The 18,000-nt window shown below is 68.1% G+C and carries 19 protein-coding genes and 1 pseudogene; 9 read left to right on the forward strand and 11 right to left on the reverse strand.

Translation table 11 applies throughout. The features are described 5' to 3' along the window. Nucleotides 1-38 precede the first annotated feature (38 nt). Nucleotides 39-440, forward strand: coding sequence for a VOC family protein (locus BM004_RS09865; protein WP_093133413.1), 402 nt, complete (start codon nt 39-41; stop codon nt 438-440). Between the two features lie 15 nt (nt 441-455). Here BM004_RS09865 and BM004_RS09870 read toward each other — a convergent pair whose 3' ends face one another. From BM004_RS09870 to BM004_RS09880, 3 genes are read right to left on the reverse strand one after another with little or no spacing between them, the layout of a single operon-like run. Next, the gene (locus tag BM004_RS09870; protein ID WP_093212866.1) at nt 456-1,421 is read right to left on the reverse strand and encodes a threonine/serine dehydratase; all 966 of its coding nucleotides are present in this window, start codon (nt 1,419-1,421) and stop codon (nt 456-458) included. Continuing rightward, nucleotides 1,418-2,386: a 4-hydroxy-3-methylbut-2-enyl diphosphate reductase gene (gene ispH, locus BM004_RS09875; RefSeq protein WP_093133408.1), complete on the reverse strand. Its 969-nt coding sequence runs from the start codon at nt 2,384-2,386 to the stop codon at nt 1,418-1,420. The genes BM004_RS09870 and ispH overlap by 4 nt, the downstream gene beginning before the upstream one ends. Then, the gene (locus tag BM004_RS09880) at nt 2,383-2,826 is read right to left on the reverse strand and encodes an FKBP-type peptidyl-prolyl cis-trans isomerase (protein ID WP_093212868.1); all 444 of its coding nucleotides are present in this window, start codon (nt 2,824-2,826) and stop codon (nt 2,383-2,385) included. Before BM004_RS09880 ends, ispH begins: the two co-directional genes overlap by 4 nt. A gap of 108 nt (nt 2,827-2,934) precedes the next feature. On the opposite strand from BM004_RS09880, the gene radC reads away from it, so the two are divergent. Then, nucleotides 2,935-3,612 (forward strand): RadC family protein, encoded by a 678-nt coding sequence (radC, locus tag BM004_RS09885; RefSeq protein WP_093133402.1) that lies wholly within the window; start codon nt 2,935-2,937, stop codon nt 3,610-3,612. Further along, nucleotides 3,612-4,316 (forward strand): Smr/MutS family protein, encoded by a 705-nt coding sequence (locus BM004_RS09890; RefSeq protein ID WP_093212870.1) that lies wholly within the window; start codon nt 3,612-3,614, stop codon nt 4,314-4,316. The genes radC and BM004_RS09890 overlap by 1 nt, the downstream gene beginning before the upstream one ends. Nucleotides 4,317-4,463: 147 nt before the next feature. Here BM004_RS09890 and BM004_RS09895 read toward each other — a convergent pair whose 3' ends face one another. The 5 genes from BM004_RS09895 to BM004_RS09915 form a co-directional block, all read right to left on the reverse strand. Continuing rightward, the gene (locus tag BM004_RS09895; protein WP_093212872.1) at nt 4,464-6,524 is read right to left on the reverse strand and encodes a bifunctional 2',3'-cyclic-nucleotide 2'-phosphodiesterase/3'-nucleotidase; all 2,061 of its coding nucleotides are present in this window, start codon (nt 6,522-6,524) and stop codon (nt 4,464-4,466) included. Nucleotides 6,525-6,697: 173 nt separating this feature from the next. Continuing rightward, nucleotides 6,698-7,921, reverse strand: coding sequence for an NAD(P)/FAD-dependent oxidoreductase (locus BM004_RS09900; protein WP_093212874.1), 1,224 nt, complete (start codon nt 7,919-7,921; stop codon nt 6,698-6,700). A 46-nt stretch (nt 7,922-7,967) separates the two neighbouring features. Then, nucleotides 7,968-8,387 (reverse strand): group II truncated hemoglobin, encoded by a 420-nt coding sequence (locus BM004_RS09905; protein ID WP_093212876.1) that lies wholly within the window; start codon nt 8,385-8,387, stop codon nt 7,968-7,970. A 25-nt stretch (nt 8,388-8,412) separates the two neighbouring features. Beyond that, nucleotides 8,413-9,609, reverse strand: coding sequence for an enoyl-ACP reductase FabV (gene fabV / locus BM004_RS09910; protein ID WP_093212878.1), 1,197 nt, complete (start codon nt 9,607-9,609; stop codon nt 8,413-8,415). A 102-nt stretch (nt 9,610-9,711) separates the two neighbouring features. Beyond that, nucleotides 9,712-10,083 (reverse strand): hypothetical protein, encoded by a 372-nt coding sequence (locus BM004_RS09915; protein WP_093133389.1) that lies wholly within the window; start codon nt 10,081-10,083, stop codon nt 9,712-9,714. A gap of 147 nt (nt 10,084-10,230) precedes the next feature. Here BM004_RS09915 and BM004_RS09920 point away from each other — a divergent pair, with 147 nt between their 5' ends. The 5 genes from BM004_RS09920 to BM004_RS09940 all read left to right on the forward strand — a co-directional run bounded on the left by BM004_RS09920 (nt 10,231) and on the right by BM004_RS09940 (nt 14,403). Next, nucleotides 10,231-11,058: an ABC transporter substrate-binding protein gene (locus tag BM004_RS09920; protein WP_093133506.1), complete on the forward strand. Its 828-nt coding sequence runs from the start codon at nt 10,231-10,233 to the stop codon at nt 11,056-11,058. A 167-nt stretch (nt 11,059-11,225) separates the two neighbouring features. Then, nucleotides 11,226-11,921, forward strand: a complete 696-nt coding sequence (locus BM004_RS09925; RefSeq protein WP_093133387.1) for an amino acid ABC transporter permease — start codon at nt 11,226-11,228, stop codon at nt 11,919-11,921. Between the two features lie 12 nt (nt 11,922-11,933). After that, on the forward strand, nt 11,934-12,665 hold the full coding sequence (locus BM004_RS09930; RefSeq protein WP_093212880.1) for an amino acid ABC transporter permease: 732 nt from the start codon (nt 11,934-11,936) through the stop codon (nt 12,663-12,665). Further along, complete coding sequence (locus tag BM004_RS09935) at nt 12,662-13,405, forward strand: amino acid ABC transporter ATP-binding protein (RefSeq protein WP_093133383.1); 744 nt, start codon at nt 12,662-12,664, stop codon at nt 13,403-13,405. Before BM004_RS09930 ends, BM004_RS09935 begins: the two co-directional genes overlap by 4 nt. Continuing rightward, on the forward strand, nt 13,402-14,403 hold the full coding sequence (locus BM004_RS09940) for an isopenicillin N synthase family dioxygenase (RefSeq protein WP_093212882.1): 1,002 nt from the start codon (nt 13,402-13,404) through the stop codon (nt 14,401-14,403). Before BM004_RS09935 ends, BM004_RS09940 begins: the two co-directional genes overlap by 4 nt. On the opposite strand, the gene BM004_RS09945 is transcribed toward BM004_RS09940, so the two are convergent. From BM004_RS09945 to BM004_RS09955, 3 genes and pseudogenes are all read right to left on the reverse strand, one after another. Next, nucleotides 14,346-14,699 (reverse strand): hypothetical protein, encoded by a 354-nt coding sequence (locus BM004_RS09945; RefSeq protein ID WP_093133379.1) that lies wholly within the window; start codon nt 14,697-14,699, stop codon nt 14,346-14,348. The two genes, BM004_RS09940 and BM004_RS09945, sit on opposite strands and share 58 nt — an antisense overlap. Nucleotides 14,700-14,707: 8 nt before the next feature. Beyond that, nucleotides 14,708-15,384 (reverse strand): annotated as a pseudogene (locus BM004_RS09950) (HAD family hydrolase). Between the two features lie 70 nt (nt 15,385-15,454). Next, entirely contained in the window at nt 15,455-16,792 is a 1,338-nt protein-coding gene (locus BM004_RS09955; protein WP_093133375.1) for an MFS transporter, read from the reverse strand. 180 nt (nt 16,793-16,972) lie between these two features. Here BM004_RS09955 and cyoA point away from each other — a divergent pair, with 180 nt between their 5' ends. Then, nucleotides 16,973-17,998, forward strand: a complete 1,026-nt coding sequence (gene cyoA, locus BM004_RS09960; RefSeq protein WP_093133373.1) for a ubiquinol oxidase subunit II — start codon at nt 16,973-16,975, stop codon at nt 17,996-17,998. Nucleotides 17,999-18,000 lie beyond the last annotated feature (2 nt).

An 18,000-nucleotide genomic window follows, 5' to 3' on the forward strand; every position in this document is an offset into this window, starting at 1 on the left:
ATGGCGGTCCCGCCCACCCACCTCGAAGGGAAAAAACGATGGAAGCCTATCTGACATTCAACGGCAATGCCGCCGAGGCGCTCGCCTTCTATGCCAGGGCGCTGGATGGAAAGGTCGCCTTCAGCATGACCTTCGGCGAAAGCCCGATGGGCGCGCAGATGCCGGCGGCCCACAAGGACAAGATCATGCACGCCACGCTCGAGGCGCGCGGCCACAAGCTGATGGCCTCGGACGCTCCGCCCGAGTGGCCTTTCGAGGGCTACAAGGGCTTCTCGCTGTCGGTGCAGGCCGACAGCGTGGACGAGGGCAGGAAGCTCTTCGACGCGCTGGCCGAAGGCGGCAAGGTCACGATGCCCTACGGCCCGCAGTTCTGGGCCACGGGCTTCGGCATGCTCACCGACAAGTTCGGCGTGGCGTGGATGGTGAACTGCGAGAAATAGCGCCCGAAACGCCGATCAGGCGACGGTGGCGGGGTCGACGTTCGCCCCGCAGATGATCAGGCACACCTTCTCGCCCTCGCGCGGCACATAGGCACCGGTCTGCAGCGCCGCCAGCGGCAGCGCGGCGGCCGGCTCCACGGCCAGCTTGAGTTCCTTCCACAGCCACTGCTGAGCGGCGCGGATGGCTTCATCGCTCAGCAGCAGCGCATGCTCGACCTGCTGCTGCGTGATTTCCCAGGAAATCGCACCGATGCGCCGCGCGCCGAGCGAGTCGGCCGCGATGCCGCTCACGTCCACGTCGACCGGCTCTCCGGCTTCGCGGGCGCGGTACAGCGTAGGCGCCTTCTCGGGCTCGAGCGCCACCACGCGGGCGCGCTTCTCGAACCAGCCGGCCAGCCCGCCGATCAGGCCGCCGCCGCCGACGCTCACCAGCACCGAGTCGGGCAGACCGCCCTGCTCCTCGATCTCGCGGCCCAGCGTGCCGGCACCGGCCACCACTTCGGGCTGGTCGTAGGCATGCGTGAGCAAGGCGCCCGACTCCTTCTGGCGCGTCAGGCAGGCGGCCAGCGCGTCGGGGTACAGCTGGCCGACCACGACCACTTCCGCGCCCAGCGCACGCAGCCGCGTACGCTTGGCTTCGGGCGACACGCCCGGCAGGAACACCTGGCAGGGCACGCCCAGCGCCTGCGCGGCAGCCGCCGTGGCAATGCCGGCATTGCCACCCGAGGCCACGACCACGCCGCTTTCGGGAATGTCGTTGGCCAGCAGCCGGTTCATCATGCCGCGCGCCTTGAAGCTGCCGCTGACCTGCATGTGCTCCAGCTTGAGCCAGACCTCGGCGCCGGGCGCCTGCACGCCGAAGGCGGCGGCCGGCAGCTTCCACAGCGGGGTTTCGCGCAGGAAGTGGGCGGCACGCGCGCCCAGTCTCGCGGAGGCGCTATCGATTTCAGAGCGCCACTTGTTGGTTTGCTTGTCGTTCAAGAGATGTGTCCTGGAGGCGGAATGTCGTCGAGCTTCAAGCCCTTGGGAAGCGGAAACTTGATGGTTTCCTCGATGCCGTCCATCTTGCGGACCGACACCGCGCCCAGCGCGCGCACGCGGTCGATCACCTCGCGCACCAGCACCTCGGGCGCCGAGGCACCTGCGGTGAGGCCGATGCGCGTCTTGCCCTCGAACCACTCGGGCTTCAGCTCGGCGGCCGAATCGACCATGTAGCTCTCGGTGCCCAGTCGCTGCGCCAGTTCGCGCAGGCGGTTGCTGTTGGAGCTGGTGGGGCTGCCGACCACGATCACCAGGTCGACCTGCGGGCTCATGATCTTCACCGCGTCCTGGCGGTTCTGGGTTGCGTAGCAGATGTCCTGCTGCTTGGGCTCGCGCACGGCCGGAAAGCGCGCGCGCACGGCGGCCGCGATCTCGGCCGCGTCGTCCACGCTCAGCGTGGTCTGCGTGACCACGGCGAGCTTCTCGGTCTGCAACGGTGCCACGCGGGCCACGTCTTTCACGTCTTCCACCAGGTGGATGCCGCTGGAGAGCTGGCCCATCGTGCCTTCGACCTCGGGGTGCCCCTTGTGGCCGATCATGATGAACTCGTAGCCCTCCTTGGCGAGCTTGGCCACCTCGACGTGCACCTTGGTCACCAGCGGGCAGGTGGCATCGAAGATCTCGAAGCCGCGGTCGCGCGCCTCCTGCTCCACGGCCTTGCTCACGCCGTGCGCGCTGAACACCAGCGTGGCGCCGGGCGGCACGTCGGACAGTTCCTCGATGAAGACCGCGCCCTTGGCCTTGAGCTCGTTCACCACGTAGGTGTTGTGCACGATCTCGTGGCGCACGTAGATCGGCGCGCCGAACTTGGCGATGGCGCGCTCCACGATCTCGATGGCACGGTCGACGCCCGCGCAGAAACCGCGCGGCTCGGCCAGCAGGACTTCCGAGATGTCGGAATTCATAGCACTCCGATCAGCTTCACTTCGAAGGTGACCGGCTGGCCCGCCAGCGGGTGGTTGAAGTCGAAGCGCACCGCGGTCTCGCTCGACTCGACGACCGCGCCGGCGTAGCTGCCGGTGCCGTCGGGCGTGGGGAACTGCACCACGTCGCCCACGGCGTATTTCTCGTCGGGGTCGCCCATCCTGGCGAGCAGCTTCCTGGCCACCCACTGCTGCATGTCGGGGTTGCGCTCGCCGAAGGCCTCGCCGGCGGGCAGCTCGAAGGTGGCGTGGGTGCCCTCCTCGAGGCCCATCAGGCGCTGCTCCATGGCCGGAGAAAGCTCGCCGGTGCCGAGCGACAACGTCGCGGGCTTGTCGGCGAAAGTGTTGATGATGTCGCCCGCCGGACCGGCCAGCCGGTAGTGCAGGGTCAGGAAGGAGCCGGAAGTCACGACTTGGGACATGGGGGCATCAGAGGTGGGCAAAGACAAGGTGGGTGTCCCGATAAACTGGACCTCATTTTAGGGATCGGGGCTTCCACCCGGCTCCGCCAAGGTTTCACCCAGGGTTTCATGGCATTCAAGGATCTCCCTCTAGACGCCCGCCCGCGCGAAAAACTCATTGCCCGCGGCGCCTCCGCGCTGGCGGACGCCGAGCTGCTGGCCCTGCTGCTGCGCACCGGCGTGGCGGGCAAGAACGTGCTGCAGCTGGCGCAGCAACTGCTCGAACGCTTCGGCGGCCTGTCGGGCCTGCTGCACACCGGCCCCGACGACCTCAAGGCCGTCAAGGGCATGGGCGGCAGCGCCAAGCGCTCCGAACTCATCGCCGTGCTCGAGCTCGCGCGCCGCGCCATGGGCGAGAAGCTCAAGGCGCGCACGGTGTTCGACTCGCCCGACGCCGTCAAGCAATACCTGCAGATGCACATCGGCTCGCGCCCCTACGAGGTGTTCGCGGTGGTGTTCCTCGACGTGCAGCACCGCCTGATCGCCCTGGAAGAGATGTTCCGCGGCACGCTCACGCAGACCAGCGTCTACCCGCGCGAAGTGGTCACGCGCGCCATCCAGCACCAGGCCGCGGCCGTGGTGCTGTCGCACAACCACCCCAGCGGCAACACCGAGCCCTCGCGCGCCGACGAGGCGCTCACGCAGACGCTGCGCGCCGCGCTGGCGCTGGTGGACGTGCGCGTGATCGACCACGTGATCGTGGGCCCGGGGCGCAGTTTCTCGATGGCCGAGGGAGGGCTGCTCTGATGGCATCGCGTCCCCCTGCACGCCCCCCCGCACCGCCCCCTGCCCGTGCCTCCGCCCGCGCTCCTGCGCTGAAGAACCTCGCCGACCTCAAGCAGGTGCAGCGCGCGCTCGCCGAGACCCGCGAGCGCGAAGCCGCCGAGGCGCAAGCCAGGGCCGCGGCCGAGCGCCAGCGCGCCGCCGAGAAAGACCTCTTCGCCCGCGCCATCGGCGCCACCGAGCCGCTGCGCCGCAAGGTCAGCGTGCCGCTCGCGCCCGATCCGCCCGCGCCGATCCCGGTGCAGCACCAGCTCGACGAGCAGCGCGTGCTGCGCGAGTCGCTGTCCGACGAGTTCGACGTGACCACGCTGCTCGACGTGGACGACGCCATGAGCTTTCGCCGCCCCGGCATCGGCACCGACGTGACGGCGCGGCTGCGCAAGGGCGAATGGTCGATCCAGGCGCAGGTCGACCTGCACGGCCTGCGCAGCGACGAGGCGCGCGAGGCGCTGGGCGGTTTCATCCGCACCGCGCACAAGAAGGGCCTGCGCTGCGTGCGCGTGGTGCATGGCAAGGGCCTGGGCTCGCCGGGCAAGCAGCCCGTGCTCAAGACCAAGACGCAGCGCTGGCTGATCCAGAAGAACGAGGTGATCGCCTTCGTGCAGGCCAAGCCGGCCGAAGGCGGGGCCGGGGCGCTGGTGGTGCTGCTGGCGCCCGTGCGGCGCTGAGGCTTTTTTCTCCTTCCCCCGCTGGGGGAAGGCCGGGATGGGGGCTCGCGCCCTTGGCACGGCACCGCACCGAACAGGCCGCGACATATCGACCGCCGTCGTGCCCCCACCCCAACCCTCCCCCAGCGGGGGAGGGAGCAAGACGGGTCAGTGGCCCAGGTCCAGCTTGTAGACCGAACGCCCCTTGCCGCTGCCGTCGTCCGCCGTCAGCAGCGAGATGTTCGCCAGCCCCGCATCGGTGGCCGCGCCCAGTTGCCCCTGCCCCGACGTGAACACCACGTTGCCCGCCGTCGTCACCTGCGTGAAGCGCCAGCTGCGCGCCGCGCCGTTGGCCGTGCGGGTGATGGTCTTGTGGGTCTTGATGTAGTCGATCAGCACGTCGCGGTTGGCATCGGGCGACGCGTAGATCGTCGCGCGGCCGTCCAGCGCCGCAATGAAGCTCGCGCCGCTGGTCGCGCGGTAGTTGTTGGTCGCAATGACGAACTCCTTCGCCAGGTCGATCGGCGCGCCCATGTAGCTCAGGTTCCTGATGCGGCTGCCCACGGCCTGCGTCACGTCGATCTCGTACTGCACGTCGGGCGTGGTGAACATGTCGAAGTTGTAGCCGGGGAAGGTGCTGATCAGCTGCTGGTCGGCCGTGGCGGCCGGGTCGATCCTGTTGAAGCGCTTCGCCGCGGCCTCGAGCCAGGCCTTCACCTCGGCGCCCGTCACCTTCACCGCATACACCGTGTTCGGGTACAGGTACAGGTCGGCCGCGTTGAAGATCGCCAGGTTGCCCACGGCCACGTCGGTGTAGTCGCGCCCGCCCTCGTAGCCGGACTTGAACGGCGCGCTCACCGACAGCACCGGCAGGCTCGCGTACTGCGGCAGGTTGGCCTGGATGTAGGCCGTCACGTAGCCGGCCTGCGCCTGGTTCACGATCTGGATCGCGCCCGGGTCGCCCACGTCCGCGAAGTAGGTGTTCATGCGGAAGTCGGTGCTGCCGATCGGCGTCTTCACGTAGGTGATGGCGGCCTGGTGCTGCGTTTCGATCAGCGGCGCGACGCTCGGGTCGGCATCGACGTAGATCGCCTTGCCCGCGCCGTCCTTGCCGGTCTGCGTGGAGCGCGCATCGACGAAGGTCTTGCTCTTGTCCACGCTCCAGGCCTTGCCGTCGTACACCAGCTCGAGCTTGATGAGCCCCAGCGCCTTGCCCCACGAGCTGGCCATGACGGCAGGCACGCCGTTCACGGTGCCGGCCGCGTTGTCCACGCCGGCCTGCTTGTAGCCCGGGCTCGTGCCGCGGTCGGGGAACACGCCGTGCTGGTGGCCCATCATCAGCGCGTCGATGCCCGGCACCTTCGACAGGTAGAGGCCGGGGCTTTCCATGGTCGGCGAGTACGGCGAGGCGTCGAGCCCGCCGTGCTGCAGCGCGACCACGATGTCGGCGCCCTGCGCGCGCAGCTCGGGGATGTACCTGGTGGCCGATTCGACCGCGCCTTCGGTGCGCACCTTGCCTTCGAGAAAGCGCTTGTCCCAGCTCAGGATGCCGGGCGTGGTGAAGCCGATCACGCCGACCTTCACCGGCACCGTCACGGTCTTGCCGTCGGGCCCGGTGGCGCTGAACTGCTTGGTGACGATGGTGTACGGCGCCAGCAGCGGCTTGCCGCTCTTCACGCTCTGCACGTTGGCCAGCACCATCGGGAAGTTGGGGCCGGCGCATTTCTTCGTGCCGTCGACGCCGTCGACGTCGAGGCCGCCGCCGATCACCTGGTTGAGAAAGTCCAGCCCGTAGTTGAACTCGTGGTTGCCCAGCGTGCCGGCGTCGTAGCCGGTGGCGTTCATGGCCTTGTAGACCGACAGCGGCTGGGTGCACGGAATCCGGCTCACCAGTGCTTCGTAGTCGGCCAGCGCGGTGCCCTGGATGGTGTCGCCGTTGTCGAACAGCATCGTGTTCGCGAATTCCTTGCGCGCCGCGTTGATCAGCGTGGCGGTGCGCTCATAGCCGTACGACTTGTCCTCGGCGAGCTTGAAGTAGTCGTAGCTGCGCACGTTGAAGTGCAGGTCGGTGGTTTCCAGCAGCGCGACCGTGGTGCGCGTGCCGGCCGCCACCGGCGCCGGCGTGGTGGGCGGTGCCGGCGAGACCGGCGGCAACACCACGCTGCCACCGCCGCTGCCGCCACCGCAAGCGGTGAGCACGGCAACCAGCACGGCAGCGCAGGTGGTCATGGGGGCAACACGCCGCAGAGGCGAGAAATTAGAGAACGTCGAGGACGTTGAAAAAGTCGAAGGCACCGCAGCCGCTGCGTTCTTCATCGAGAGATCTCCCTGCAATTTCGAGGAAGACCAGTCTCTGAAAGCAGAGTGACAGACTGGTGAACCCAGCCTGACCTGCGGCAGCTTTACGACAGGTGATTCTTTAGTGGTATTGACGCATCCGCCACCGCCGCCGCATCGGGGTTGCGGCCTGCCTCGAGCAGCTTGCGGCTCATCATGTGATCGACCGGCGCGTTCACCGACTCCACGCACACGAGCTGTCCGTCGACGTAGTGGAACAGCGAGAACGCCTCGGGCTTGGGCCCCGCGCGGCGCACGCTGGCGAGGCCCGGCGTGCCCTCGGCCGGCATCAGGCCGGCCATCTGCAGCCGCATGCTGCCCTGGTCGGACCAGAACCACGCCACCGCGTCGTGGTCGCGCGCGGTGCCCGTCAGCGTGGCCACGGCCGTGCGGGCCTGGTCGTTGGCGTTCTGCACCGACTCGAGCCGCAGCGCGCGACCCGCGCGGCGGTCGGGGAAGCGCGTGCAGTCGCCCACCGCGAGCACGTCGGCCGCGCTGGTCTGCATCCGAGCGTCGACCACGATGCCGTCGGCGCACTCGATGCCGGCCGCTTGCGCGAGCGCGGTCTCGGGCACTGCGCCGATGCCCAGCAGCAGCAGGTCGACCGGTTGCTTCACGCCGTCGACCTGCACCGACACCAGCCGGTCGCCTTCCACCTCGAACGCGCCGGTCTGCGCGCCCAGCACGATGTCGATGCCGGCCGCGCGGTGCGTGGCGAGCACGTGCGCCGACAGCTCGGGCGACACGGCGCGGCCCAGCAGGCGCGGCGCGCTCTCGATCACCTGCACCGACTTGCCGAGCGCCTTGGCGGTGGCCGCCACTTCGAGCCCGATGAAGCCGCCGCCGAGCACCGTGACCTGTTCGGCCGCGGCCAGCCGCGTGCGCAGGCGGTGCGCCTCGTCGGCCGCACGAAGGCTGGCGACGTTCTCCAGGCCGGCCTTCAGCTCGGGCATCTGGCGTGCGCGCGTGCCGGTGGCCAGCACCAGCTGTTGCCACGGCAGCACCGCGCCGGAGCGCAGCGTGACGGTGTGCGCCGCGCGGTCGATGGCCACGGCGGCGTCGCCCAAGTGCAGCGTGATGGCCGCTTCGCGGTACCAGTCGGCGGCCTTGTGCGGCTGCGTGGTTTCCTCGGCGCTCTTCAGGAAGGCCTTGGACAGCGGCGGGCGGTGGTAGGGCTCGCAGGCCTCCTCGCAGACCAGGTGCACGCGCGCGCCCTGCCCGGCTTCAGCAAGGCCGGCGCAGAGCTGGGCCGCGGCGTGGCCGCCGCCGATGATGACGATGGAATTCATGATGAGAGAAGCGTCTTTCGAAATCGTTGTGGAGTCGGTCGGTCGATCACTCGCCGCGGTTGCGCATCCAGTCGGCGGTCTTGAAGAAGGAGTCGCGCAGGCGCGCGCGCAGGTCGTCCGGCACGCCGGTCTCGCCCATGGCCTGGTCCATGCAGGCCAGCCACTGGTCGCGTTCCTTGATGCCGATGCTGTGGCCGCCGATGCTCTGCGGCAGGTGGCGTTCGCGCAGCATCGGATGGCCGAAGCGGTCGGTGTAGTGCTGCGGGCCGCCGAGCCAGCCGCACAGGAACCATAACAGGCGCTGGCGCGCGTTGTCGAGGCTGCTGCCGTGCACGGCGCGCAGTTGCGCATAGGCCGGCTCGAGTTCCATCAGGTCGTAGAAGCGCGCGACCAGCGCCTCTACCCTGGGTTCGCCGCCGATCCAGTCGAACGGCGTGCCGGCGGGCGGCTTTTCTTGAATCTGCATGGCAGGAGTATCGATGCGGGTTGGCTCAGACCTGCACGAGGCCGGGAATGCCCACGTCGGGGTTCACGTCGGCCTCGTAGTTCACGCCCTCCACCGCGAAGCCGAACAGGCGCAGGAACTCGGTCTTGTAGCCGGCGAAATCGGTGAGCTCGTAGAGGTTGTCGTTGCTCACCTGCGGCCAGAGCTCCTGCACGCGCGACTGCACCGGCGCGGCCAGTTCCTTGTAGTCCGCGCGCAGGCGGCCTTCGCCGTCGATGTGCGGCGCGGCGCCGTAGAGGCTGTCGGCATAGAGCCCGTGCACCTGCTCGATGCAGCCTTCGTGCGTGCCCTGCGCCTTCATCACCTTGAACAGCAGCGACAGGTACAGCGGCATCATCGGAATCGCCGAGCTCGCCTGCGTGACCACCGCCTTCAGCACCGACACGCGCGCGTCGCCGCCCGTGGCCGCCAGCTGCGCGCGAATGCCCAGCACCTTGTGGTCGAGGTCCTTCTTCGCGGCGCCGATGGAGCCGTTCCAGTAGATGTCGTGCGTGATCTGCTCGCCCAGGTAGGTGAAGGCCGTGGTCTTCGCGCCGTCGGCCAGCACGCCGGCCTGCTGCAGCGCGTCGATCCACATCTGCCAGTCTTCACCGCCCATCACGGCCACGGTGTTGTCGATCTCTTCCTGCGTGGCGGCTTCGAGCACCGTCTCCTTCACGGTCTCGTTGTCGGTGTCGAGGCCGCGCAGGTTCACCGGCTTGCCGATGGGCTTGAGCACCGAGTTGAAGACCTGCCCCGTCTTCGGGTGCGTGCGGCGCGGCGCGGCCAGGCTGTAGACCACCAGGTCGACCTGGCCGAGGTCGGCGCGGATGGTGTCGATCACCTGCTGCTTCACCGCGTCGGAAAAGCCGTCGCCATTGATGCTCTTCGCATAGCGGCCGTCGGCGGCCGCGGCGCGGTGGAAGGCGGCGGTGTTGTACCAGCCGGGCGAGGCGGGCCGGGTCTCGCTGCCGGCGCGCTCGAAGAACACGCCCAGCGTGTCGGCGCCGCAGCCGAACGTGGCGGTGATGCGCGCGGCCAGGCCGTAGCCGGTCGATGCGCCGATCACCAGCACCTTCTTCGGGCCGCCGGCGATGGGCGCCTGCGCCTTCACATAGGCGATCTGCTGGTTGACGTTGGCTTCGCAGCCGGTGGGATGGGTCGTGACGCAGATGAAGCCGCGCACGCGGGGTTTGATGATCATGGGGGGTCTCGCTGGATGAGGCGCGCAACGGAAGCCGAAGCCGCGGGGGAACGGCCGGAGCGCGTTTTTGCGCCGCGAATTTAACTCAGGGCCCGATGCCCATCATCGGGGGGGCTCCCCGAAGTCACCGGCCACCCATCCATGGAAACCCATGCAAAGGCCATCGCCGCCGGGTGCCAACTCGATGGTGTCGGCCGTGTCGGCTGCATCGGCACGCTGGACTTCGGCACGCAGCACGTAGCGGATGTCGTCGCTGTCGGCCACGCCGTCCAGCAGCATCAGCACGCCGTAGATCGCGTCCAGCGCCGCCTGGCGCGCGGTCTCGCGGCACTCGGGCGTCGCGGACGCGGGAATGCGCGCGAAGGCGCGGTCGCGCGCGGCCTGCATCAGGTGATGGCCGAAGGTGTTGGCCGCGTCGATCCAGCGGCCATCGGGATCGGTGCGCCAGGATTCGGGCGGCGGAGGTGGGGTCATCGGTGTTCCATGAAGCTGTCGTCGCCTGTATCTTGACCGCGGCGCGGCCTCATAGCCACGCACACATGTCGATATATGAATTGACCATTTAATGATCTGAAGTTTTATTGATATGGTCTCGCCCTGCTTTCCATGAAGGAGAAGAACATGCGCCTGAACCTCATCGCCGCGGCCCTCGCCGCTTCCACCCTGCTGCTCGGCACGGCCGCCCACGCGGACCAGCTGGCCGACATCAAGAAGAAGGGCGAGCTGGTCGTCGGCGTGCTCGGCACCGACGAACCCGCGACCTTCGTCGATCCGAAGACGCGCCAGATCGTCGGCTACGAAGTGGACCTGGTGAACGCCATCGCCAAAAAGATCGGCGTGAAGCCGGTGCTCAAGCAGATCGCGGTGGCCGCGCGCATTCCCGAGCTGCAGCAGGGCCACGTGGACCTGGTGGCCGCGGGCCTCACGCACAACAAGGAGCGCGAGGCGCAGATCGACTTCTCGCTCACCACCTTCGTGACTGGCCAGAAGGCCATCGTGAAGAAGGACAGCGGCATCTCCGAGGTGCCGCAGCTCGCGGGCAAGAAGGTGCTGACGATTCGCGGCGGTACGCAGGAGCCCAACATCCGCAAGGCCGTGCCCAACGTCGAGGTCGTGACCTTCGACACGAGCCAGCAGGCCTTCCAGGCGCTGCAGCAGGGCAAGGGCGTGGGCTACGTGGACGACGAGGCCGCGCTGCTGCGCAGCTACGCCAAGCTGGGCCCGCAGAAGGCGCAGTACGTGGTGCTCAAGCAGAACCTGAGCACCGAGGCGCTGGCCATCGGCATCAAGAAGGGCGAGAGCGGCCTGAAGGCGGTGGTGGACGACACGCTGCGCGAACTCGAGAAGTCGGGCGAGGCGCAGAAGATCTTCGTGAAGTGGTACGGCCCGACGACGGCCTCGGGCTTCGAGACGCGCGACTTCAAGCTGGACAGCGACAAGATCGACTGAGCCTCCGGTTCTGACTTTCTCCTTCCCCCTCTGGGGGAAGGCCGGGATGGGGGCAAGCGGCCTCTGAACACGCCGCGGCGCTTCGACCGTCGCCGTGCCCCCCCCCCCACCCTCCCCCAGCGGGGGAGGGAGCAAGTTCACCCGCGGCAGTGATACTGTCGCCCCCCATGCCCCTGTTCGACTATTCCTTGCTGCTCACCGGCAAGTACCACGACATGCTGGTCGCGGGCCTGCTGCTGTCGCTGCAGCTGCTCGTGGCCGCGCTGGTGCTCGCGCTGCCCATCGCGCTGGTGGTGGCCATGCTGCGGCTGTCGCCCATCGCACCGCTGCGCTGGCTGGGTTTTGCGTACGTGGAATCCATCCGCAACATCCCGCTGCTCGCGCACATGCTGTTCTGGTACTTCGGTGCGCCGGAGCTGCTGCCCGAAGGCATCAAGCAGTGGCTCTACGCGGGGCACATCGAGGCCTACAGCGCCATCATCGCGCTGGCGCTGTACACGGCGGCCTTCATGGCCGAAGACATCCGCAGCGGCATCCGCGCGATTCCCGCGGTGCAGTTCGAGGCCGGCCGCGCCATGGGCTTCAGCTACCTGGCCACCATGCGCCGCGTGGTGCTGCCGCAGGCGCTGCGCGTGACGGTGCCGCCGCTCATCTCGCAGACGCTGAGCCTGTGGAAGAACACCTCGATCGCCACGGTGATCGGCGTGGCCGAGCTGATGTACCAGGCCGGCCAGGTCGAGAGCGCGACCTTCCGCAGCTTCGAGTCGTTCGCGTTCGCCAGCGCGGCGTACCTCACGGTGTCGCTCGCCATCACGGGAATGGCAACCTGGTACCACCACCGCTTTCCGGTGCGGACGATCTGAGGACGCCGGGCGATGCTGCAGATCATCAACGACTACTGGGTCTACTTCCTCATCGGGCAGTACCCCAACGGCCCGCTCGGCGGGCTGGTGCTCACGCTGCTGCTGGCTTCCTGCGGGCTGGTGCTGGCGCTGCCGCTGGGCATCGTGCTCGGGCTGGCGCGCGTGAGCCCGTGGCGCTGGCTGCGCTGGCCGGTCACGGGCTTCGTGTTCGTGGTGCGCGGGCTGCCGCTCCTGATGGTGATCTTCTGGGCCTACTTCTTCCTGCCCAGCGTCACGGGCGTGAAGACCGACCAGTTCACCACCATGCTGATCGCGCTGGTGATCTTCGACGCCGCCTACCTGGCCGAGATCGTGCGCGCCGGCATCCAGGGCCTGCCGCGCGGGCAGATGGAAACCGCGCGCGCACTGGGCCTGGGCTACGGCCGCGCCATGCGCCTGGTGGTGCTGCCGCAGGCGCTGCGCAGCATGCTGCCTTCGCTGGTGAACCAGTTCGTCTCGACCATCAAGGAAACCTCGCTGGGCTACATCATCGGGCTGGCCGAGGTGTCGTTCATCGCCACGCAGATCAACACGCAGGTGTTCACCAAGCCCGCGCAGATCTACCTGGTCCTGGGCGGCACGTATTTCATTCTCTGCTTCGGCCTGTCGCGCTTCGCCTACTGGCTCGAACGCCGGCTCGCGCGCCGGGGCCTCTCCACCGCCGCCACCGCAGCCTCCTCAGCCACCGCCAAGGTGTCCGCATGATCGAACTCGAAAAAGTCAACAAGTGGTACGGCAACTACCACGCGCTGGTCGACATCAGCGAGACCATCCACAAGGGCGAGGTCGTCGTGGTGTGCGGGCCCTCGGGCTCGGGCAAGTCGACGCTGATCCGCACCTTCAACCGGCTGGAGCCGATCCAGTCGGGCCGCATCGTGGTGGACGGCCAGGACATCCATGCGCGCGGCCTCGACGTGAACGCCTTCCGCTCGCGCATCGGCTTCGTGTTCCAGCAGTTCAACCTGTTCCCGCACCTCACGGTGCTGCAGAACTGCACGATGGCGCCGATGCAGCTGCGCGGCCTGTCGCGCAAGGAAGCCGACGAGCGTGCCATGGCGCTGCTGCAGCGCGTGGGCCTGGCCAGCAAGGCCGACGCGTGGCCGAGCGAACTCTCCGGCGGCCAGCAGCAGCGCGTGGCGATTGCGCGCGCGCTGGCCATGCAGCCGCCGCTGATGCTGTTCGACGAGCCCACCAGCGCGCTCGACCCCGAGATGGTCGGCGAGGTGCTGCTGGTGATGCGCGACCTCACGCGCGACGGCATGACCATGGTCTGCGTGACGCACGAGATGGGCTTTGCGCGCGAAGTGGCCGACCGCGTGCTCTTCATGGACGAGGGCAAGGTGCTGGAGCGCGCCACGCCCGACGACTTCTTCAACCGCCCGCAGCATCCGCGCGCGCAGCAGTTCCTGTCCGACATCCGATCGCCTTTCGCACGAGACGCATGACCGATTCATCCCTTCCCCTGATCGACGTGGCCCCGCTGGTGGCGGGCACGGCCGGACGCGACGCCGTGGCGGCGCAGATCGGCGCGGCCTGCCGCGCGCACGGCTTCTTCTATGTGACGGGCCACGGCGTGGACCCGGCGCTGGTACAGCGGCTCGAAGTCCTGAGCCACCGTTTCTTCGAACTGCCCGAGGACACCAAGATGCAGTGGCGCATGGCCCTGGGCGGGCGCGCATGGCGCGGCTACTTTCCGCTGGGCGGCGAGCTGACCTCGGGCCGGCCCGACTGGAAGGAAGGCCTCTACCTCGGCACCGAGCTGCCCGCCACGCACCCGCGGGTGCAGGCGAAGACGCCGGTGCACGGGCCGAACCTGTTCCCGGACGTGCCGGACTTCCGCGAGACCATCCTGGCGTACATGGGCGCGGTCACGCAGCTGGGCCACCGGCTGATGGAAGGCATTGCGCTGAGCCTGGGCCTGAGCGCGGACTACTTCGCGCAGCGCTACACGGCCGACCCGCTGATCCTGTTCCGACTGTTCAACTACCCGACCCAGGCCGTGCCCGAAGGGCTCGACGTGCAATGGGGCGTGGGCGAGCACACCGACTACGGGCTGCTGACCCTCCTGCACCAGGACCACATCGGCGGCCTCGCGGTGCACACGCCGGACGGCTGGATCGACGCGCCGCCGGTGGCGGGGTCGTTCGTCTGCAACATCGGCGACATGCTCGACCGCATGACCGGCGGCCTCTACAAGTCGACGCCGCACCGCGTGAAGCGCAACACTTCGGGGCACGACCGGCTGTCGTTTCCGCTGTTCTTCGATCCGAACTTCGAGGCGCGCGTGCAGCGCATCGAGGGGCTGGCGGGCGCCGAGGCGCGCGACGACAGCGCCGAGCGCTGGGACCGCGCCAACGTGCACGCCTTCAGCGGCCGTTACGGCGACTACCTGCTGGCGAAGGTGTCGAAGGTGTTTCCGCAGCTGCGCGACGAAGTGCTCTGAGCGGCGGGGTTAGGCAAAGGCAAAGGCGTCGGCGAAGGGGAAGGCTCGTCGAGAAAGGCGTCTTCCCAGCGCTCGATGTGCGCATCGGGGTCGGAGATGGGCACGAGCTTGTCACTGCGGCAATAGAAGGTCCAGCCCTCGAACAGCACGTCGTAGTACGTGCCGCTCAGGTAGCGCTCGCTCGGCGCTTCGTAGGGCGCGGAGACCACCTCGACGATCCGCCCCACCGCACGCGCCGTGAAGGGCGACGCCTGGCAGCTGTCGACCACATGGCAGAGCGTGCCGATCTTGATCACACGAGCTTCTACACCGCTGCAGCCGTGGGAAACCAGCGCGGCAGGTGCGGCACCGCCTCGTGCAGCGACCCGAGCACATGGAACGCACGTTCGACGATCGACGCGGGCGGGTGCTTCAGGTCGGGCACCACCACCACCCGCATGCCCGCGGCCAGCGCGGCCTTGGCGCCGTTCTCGCTGTCTTCGAAGGCGATGCAGTCCGCCGGGTCCACGCCCAGCCGCTCGGCCGCGAGCAGGTAGAGCGCCGGGTCGGGCTTGGCGCGCGCCACCTCGTCGCCGCCGGCAAAGGCCGAGAAATGGTGCAGCAGGTCGAGGCTGCCGAGGCAGGCCTTGATCTGCCTGCTGGTCGACGACGAGGCCACGGCGCAACGCGTGCCGCGCGCGCGCAACGCCGCCAGGAACTCGGCCGCGCCGGGCTTGATGGGAAAAAGCGGCATGCCGTCGGCGCGCTCGAGCTGCAGCTGCCTGCGCACGTGGCCCACGGCATGGTCGTAGGCCTCGGCCCCGCCCAGCAGCGAGGCCAGGATGAGCTGCGACTCCACGGTGGCCAGCCCGACCACCTGCATGTACTGGCTGTGCGAAAGCTCGATGTCGAGCGTGCGGCGGCTTCGATCCAGGCGGCCATGATGGGCCGTTCCGAGTCGATCAGCAGCCCGTCCATGTCGAAGATGGCGGCGGCAAACATCCGAGCATCCTAATGAAAAAGGGGCCGACAGGCCCCTTTTGAAAGAAACGGCAGCAGTTGTTGCCGGTTGTCAGTCGCGCACCAGCGCGCGGTTCAGGCCCAGCGCGGCCAGCGTGGCCACGGCGCCCGACAGCAGGTAGACGCTCACATAGGCCAGGCCGAAGTGGGCCGACAGGCCGAGGGCGACCAGCGGCGCGAACGCCGCGCCGATCAGCCAGGCCAGGTCGGCCGTCAGCGCCGCACCGACGTAGCGGTACTTGGGCGCGAAGTTCGAGGTCACGGCGCCGGCCGCCTGGCCGTACGACAGGCCCAGGATCACGAAGCCGACCAGAATGAAGATGTCCTGGCCGGCCCGCCCGCCGTCGAGCAGCGTGGGGGCGAAGCCGCTGAAAGCGGCGATCACGGCGGCCAGGCCGCCCAGCGTGAAGCGGCGGCCGATGCGGTCGGCCAGCAGGCCCGAGGCCACGATGCCGGCGGCGCCGAGCACCGCACCGATCATCTGCACCACCAGGAATTCGGTCACCGACTGGTCGGAGTACAGCGTGATCCACGACAGCGGGAACACGGTGATCAGGTGGAACAGCGCATAGCTGGCCAGCGCGGCGAACGCGCCGATCAGGATGTTGGCGCCCTGCGAGCTGACCAGTTCGCCCACGCTGGTGGGTTCCAGTTCACGCTCTTCGAGCAGGCGCGAGTAGTCGTCGGTGGCCACCAGGCGCAGGCGGGCGAACAGCGCCACCACGTTGATGGCAAAGGCCACGTAGAAGCTGTAGCGCCAGCCCCAGTCGAGGAAGTCCTCGCGCGGCAGGCTCGAGTACAGGAAGGCGAACAGTGCGCTGGCAATGAAGAAGCCGATGGGCGCGCCCAGCTGGCCCAGCATGGCGTACCAGCCGCGGCGGTTGGCCGGTGCGTTCAGCGCCAGCAGCGACGGCAGGCCGTCCCACGAACCGCCCAGCGCCAGGCCCTGGCCGAAGCGGAACACCGACAGCAGCACGATGGCCGTGAAGCCCAGGCTAGCGTAGCCCGGCAGGAAGGCGATGCCGGCGGTGGAGGTGCCAAGCACGAACAGGGCCAGGGTCAGCTTGGCTTCCCGGCCGAATCGTCGCTGGATCGCCATCGAGATGACAGTTCCGAACGGACGCGCAATGAAGGCGAACGAGAAGATCAGGAACGAATAGAGCACGCCTTCGAGGTGTTGCTCGAAGGGGAAGAAGACCGCCGGGAACACCAGCACCGAGGCGATGCCGTAGACGAAGAAGTCGAAATACTCGGAGGCGCGGCCGATGATCACGCCGACCGCGATTTCGCCCGGGGCGATGTGCGAGTGGTCGTCACCTTGCCGGGCGTCGCGTTCGGGCGAGCTGGGCAGCGGATGGGCGCCTTGCGGACTGATGCTGGACGTCGTCATTGCTTGCTGTAATTCGAGTGTCACGCCGGGGCGCGACACATAAGGATCATGGAGAGCGCATAGCGTCGCACTGAAACACGTTTACCGCCATAGGACAAAACGTCCAATAGGCAAAACCCGTCTCACAGCGTAGATTGTGGGGTCATTTTGCGCCGACCTCGCACCTCTTTTCCCCACGGCATGCACATCCTAAAGAACCTTCGCCGATCACTCCTGCTGCTTCCAGTCGTCCTCCTGGCCGGTTGCAACACGGTGTTGATGAACCCATCCGGCGACATCGCCCATCAGCAGGGACGCCTCATCGTCGTCTCCACCGTGCTGATGCTGATCATCATCATCCCGGTGGTCGCCCTGACCGTCCTGTTCGCGTGGCGCTACCGCCAGTCGAACAAGGAAGCCGTCTACAGCCCCGACTGGGACCACTCGACCCAGCTCGAGCTGGCGATCTGGGCGGCCCCGCTGCTCATCATCATCGCCCTGGGCGCCATCACCTGGATCAGCACCCACACGCTGGACCCCTACCAGCCGCTGCGCCGCATCGACGCCCAGCGCGCGATCCCCGCGGACACCAAGCCGCTGGTGGTCGAAGTGGTGGCGCTCGACTGGAAGTGGCTCTTCATCTACCCCGAGCAGGGCGTTGCCACGGTGAACGAGCTGGCCGCCCCGGTGGACCGCCCGATCCTGTTCAAGATCACGGCCTCCTCGGTGATGAACTCGTTCTTCATTCCCGCGCTGGCCGGCCAGATCTACGCGATGCCGGGCATGGAGACCAAGCTGAACGCGGTGATCAACAAGCCGGGCGAGTTCGAAGGCTTCTCCGCCAACTACAGCGGCGCCGGCTTCTCGGGCATGCGCTTCAAGTTCCACGGCCTGAACCAGGGCGACTTCGACCAATGGGTCGCCAAGGTCAAGACCGGCAAGGAAGGCGAGCTGAACCGCGCGCTCTACCAGAAGCTGGAAGTGCCCAGCGAACGTGAACCGGTGCGCCACTACGCCACCGTCGCACCCGACCTGTACGACGCCATCCTGAACCGCTGCGTCGACAGCAGCAAGATGTGCATGAAGCAGATGATGGCCATCGATGCCGAAGGCGGACTGGGCAAGCCCGGCGCATTCAACGTCGCCACCATGCAATCCTGGCAGCCCGACAACATCAATTCGCCCAAGCGCAAGTACGTCACGGCGATGTGCACCACCGAAGAATAACG

It is taken from the genome of Variovorax sp. OK212, assembly GCF_900112425.1.
Taxonomy (GTDB): domain Bacteria; phylum Pseudomonadota; class Gammaproteobacteria; order Burkholderiales; family Burkholderiaceae_C; genus Variovorax.

Coding starts and splice junctions, on each gene's coding strand:
- BM004_RS09900 (WP_093212874.1), bottom strand. CDS start 7,921: ATGAATTCCATCGTCATCATCGGCGGCGGCCACGCCGCGGCCCAGCTC.
- ispH (WP_093133408.1), bottom strand. CDS start 2,386: ATGAATTCCGACATCTCGGAAGTCCTGCTGGCCGAGCCGCGCGGTTTC.
- fabV (WP_093212878.1), bottom strand. CDS start 9,609: ATGATCATCAAACCCCGCGTGCGCGGCTTCATCTGCGTCACGACCCAT.
- BM004_RS09940 (WP_093212882.1), top strand. CDS start 13,402: ATGACCGATTCATCCCTTCCCCTGATCGACGTGGCCCCGCTGGTGGCG.
- BM004_RS09865 (WP_093133413.1), top strand. CDS start 39: ATGGAAGCCTATCTGACATTCAACGGCAATGCCGCCGAGGCGCTCGCC.
- cyoA (WP_093133373.1), top strand. CDS start 16,973: ATGCACATCCTAAAGAACCTTCGCCGATCACTCCTGCTGCTTCCAGTC.
- BM004_RS09880 (WP_093212868.1), bottom strand. CDS start 2,826: ATGTCCCAAGTCGTGACTTCCGGCTCCTTCCTGACCCTGCACTACCGG.
- radC (WP_093133402.1), top strand. CDS start 2,935: ATGGCATTCAAGGATCTCCCTCTAGACGCCCGCCCGCGCGAAAAACTC.
- BM004_RS09895 (WP_093212872.1), bottom strand. CDS start 6,524: ATGACCACCTGCGCTGCCGTGCTGGTTGCCGTGCTCACCGCTTGCGGT.
- BM004_RS09925 (WP_093133387.1), top strand. CDS start 11,226: ATGCCCCTGTTCGACTATTCCTTGCTGCTCACCGGCAAGTACCACGAC.
- BM004_RS09890 (WP_093212870.1), top strand. CDS start 3,612: ATGGCATCGCGTCCCCCTGCACGCCCCCCCGCACCGCCCCCTGCCCGT.
- BM004_RS09915 (WP_093133389.1), bottom strand. CDS start 10,083: ATGACCCCACCTCCGCCGCCCGAATCCTGGCGCACCGATCCCGATGGC.
- BM004_RS09930 (WP_093212880.1), top strand. CDS start 11,934: ATGCTGCAGATCATCAACGACTACTGGGTCTACTTCCTCATCGGGCAG.
- BM004_RS09935 (WP_093133383.1), top strand. CDS start 12,662: ATGATCGAACTCGAAAAAGTCAACAAGTGGTACGGCAACTACCACGCG.
- BM004_RS09920 (WP_093133506.1), top strand. CDS start 10,231: ATGCGCCTGAACCTCATCGCCGCGGCCCTCGCCGCTTCCACCCTGCTG.
- BM004_RS09905 (WP_093212876.1), bottom strand. CDS start 8,387: ATGCAGATTCAAGAAAAGCCGCCCGCCGGCACGCCGTTCGACTGGATC.
- BM004_RS09955 (WP_093133375.1), bottom strand. CDS start 16,792: ATGACGACGTCCAGCATCAGTCCGCAAGGCGCCCATCCGCTGCCCAGC.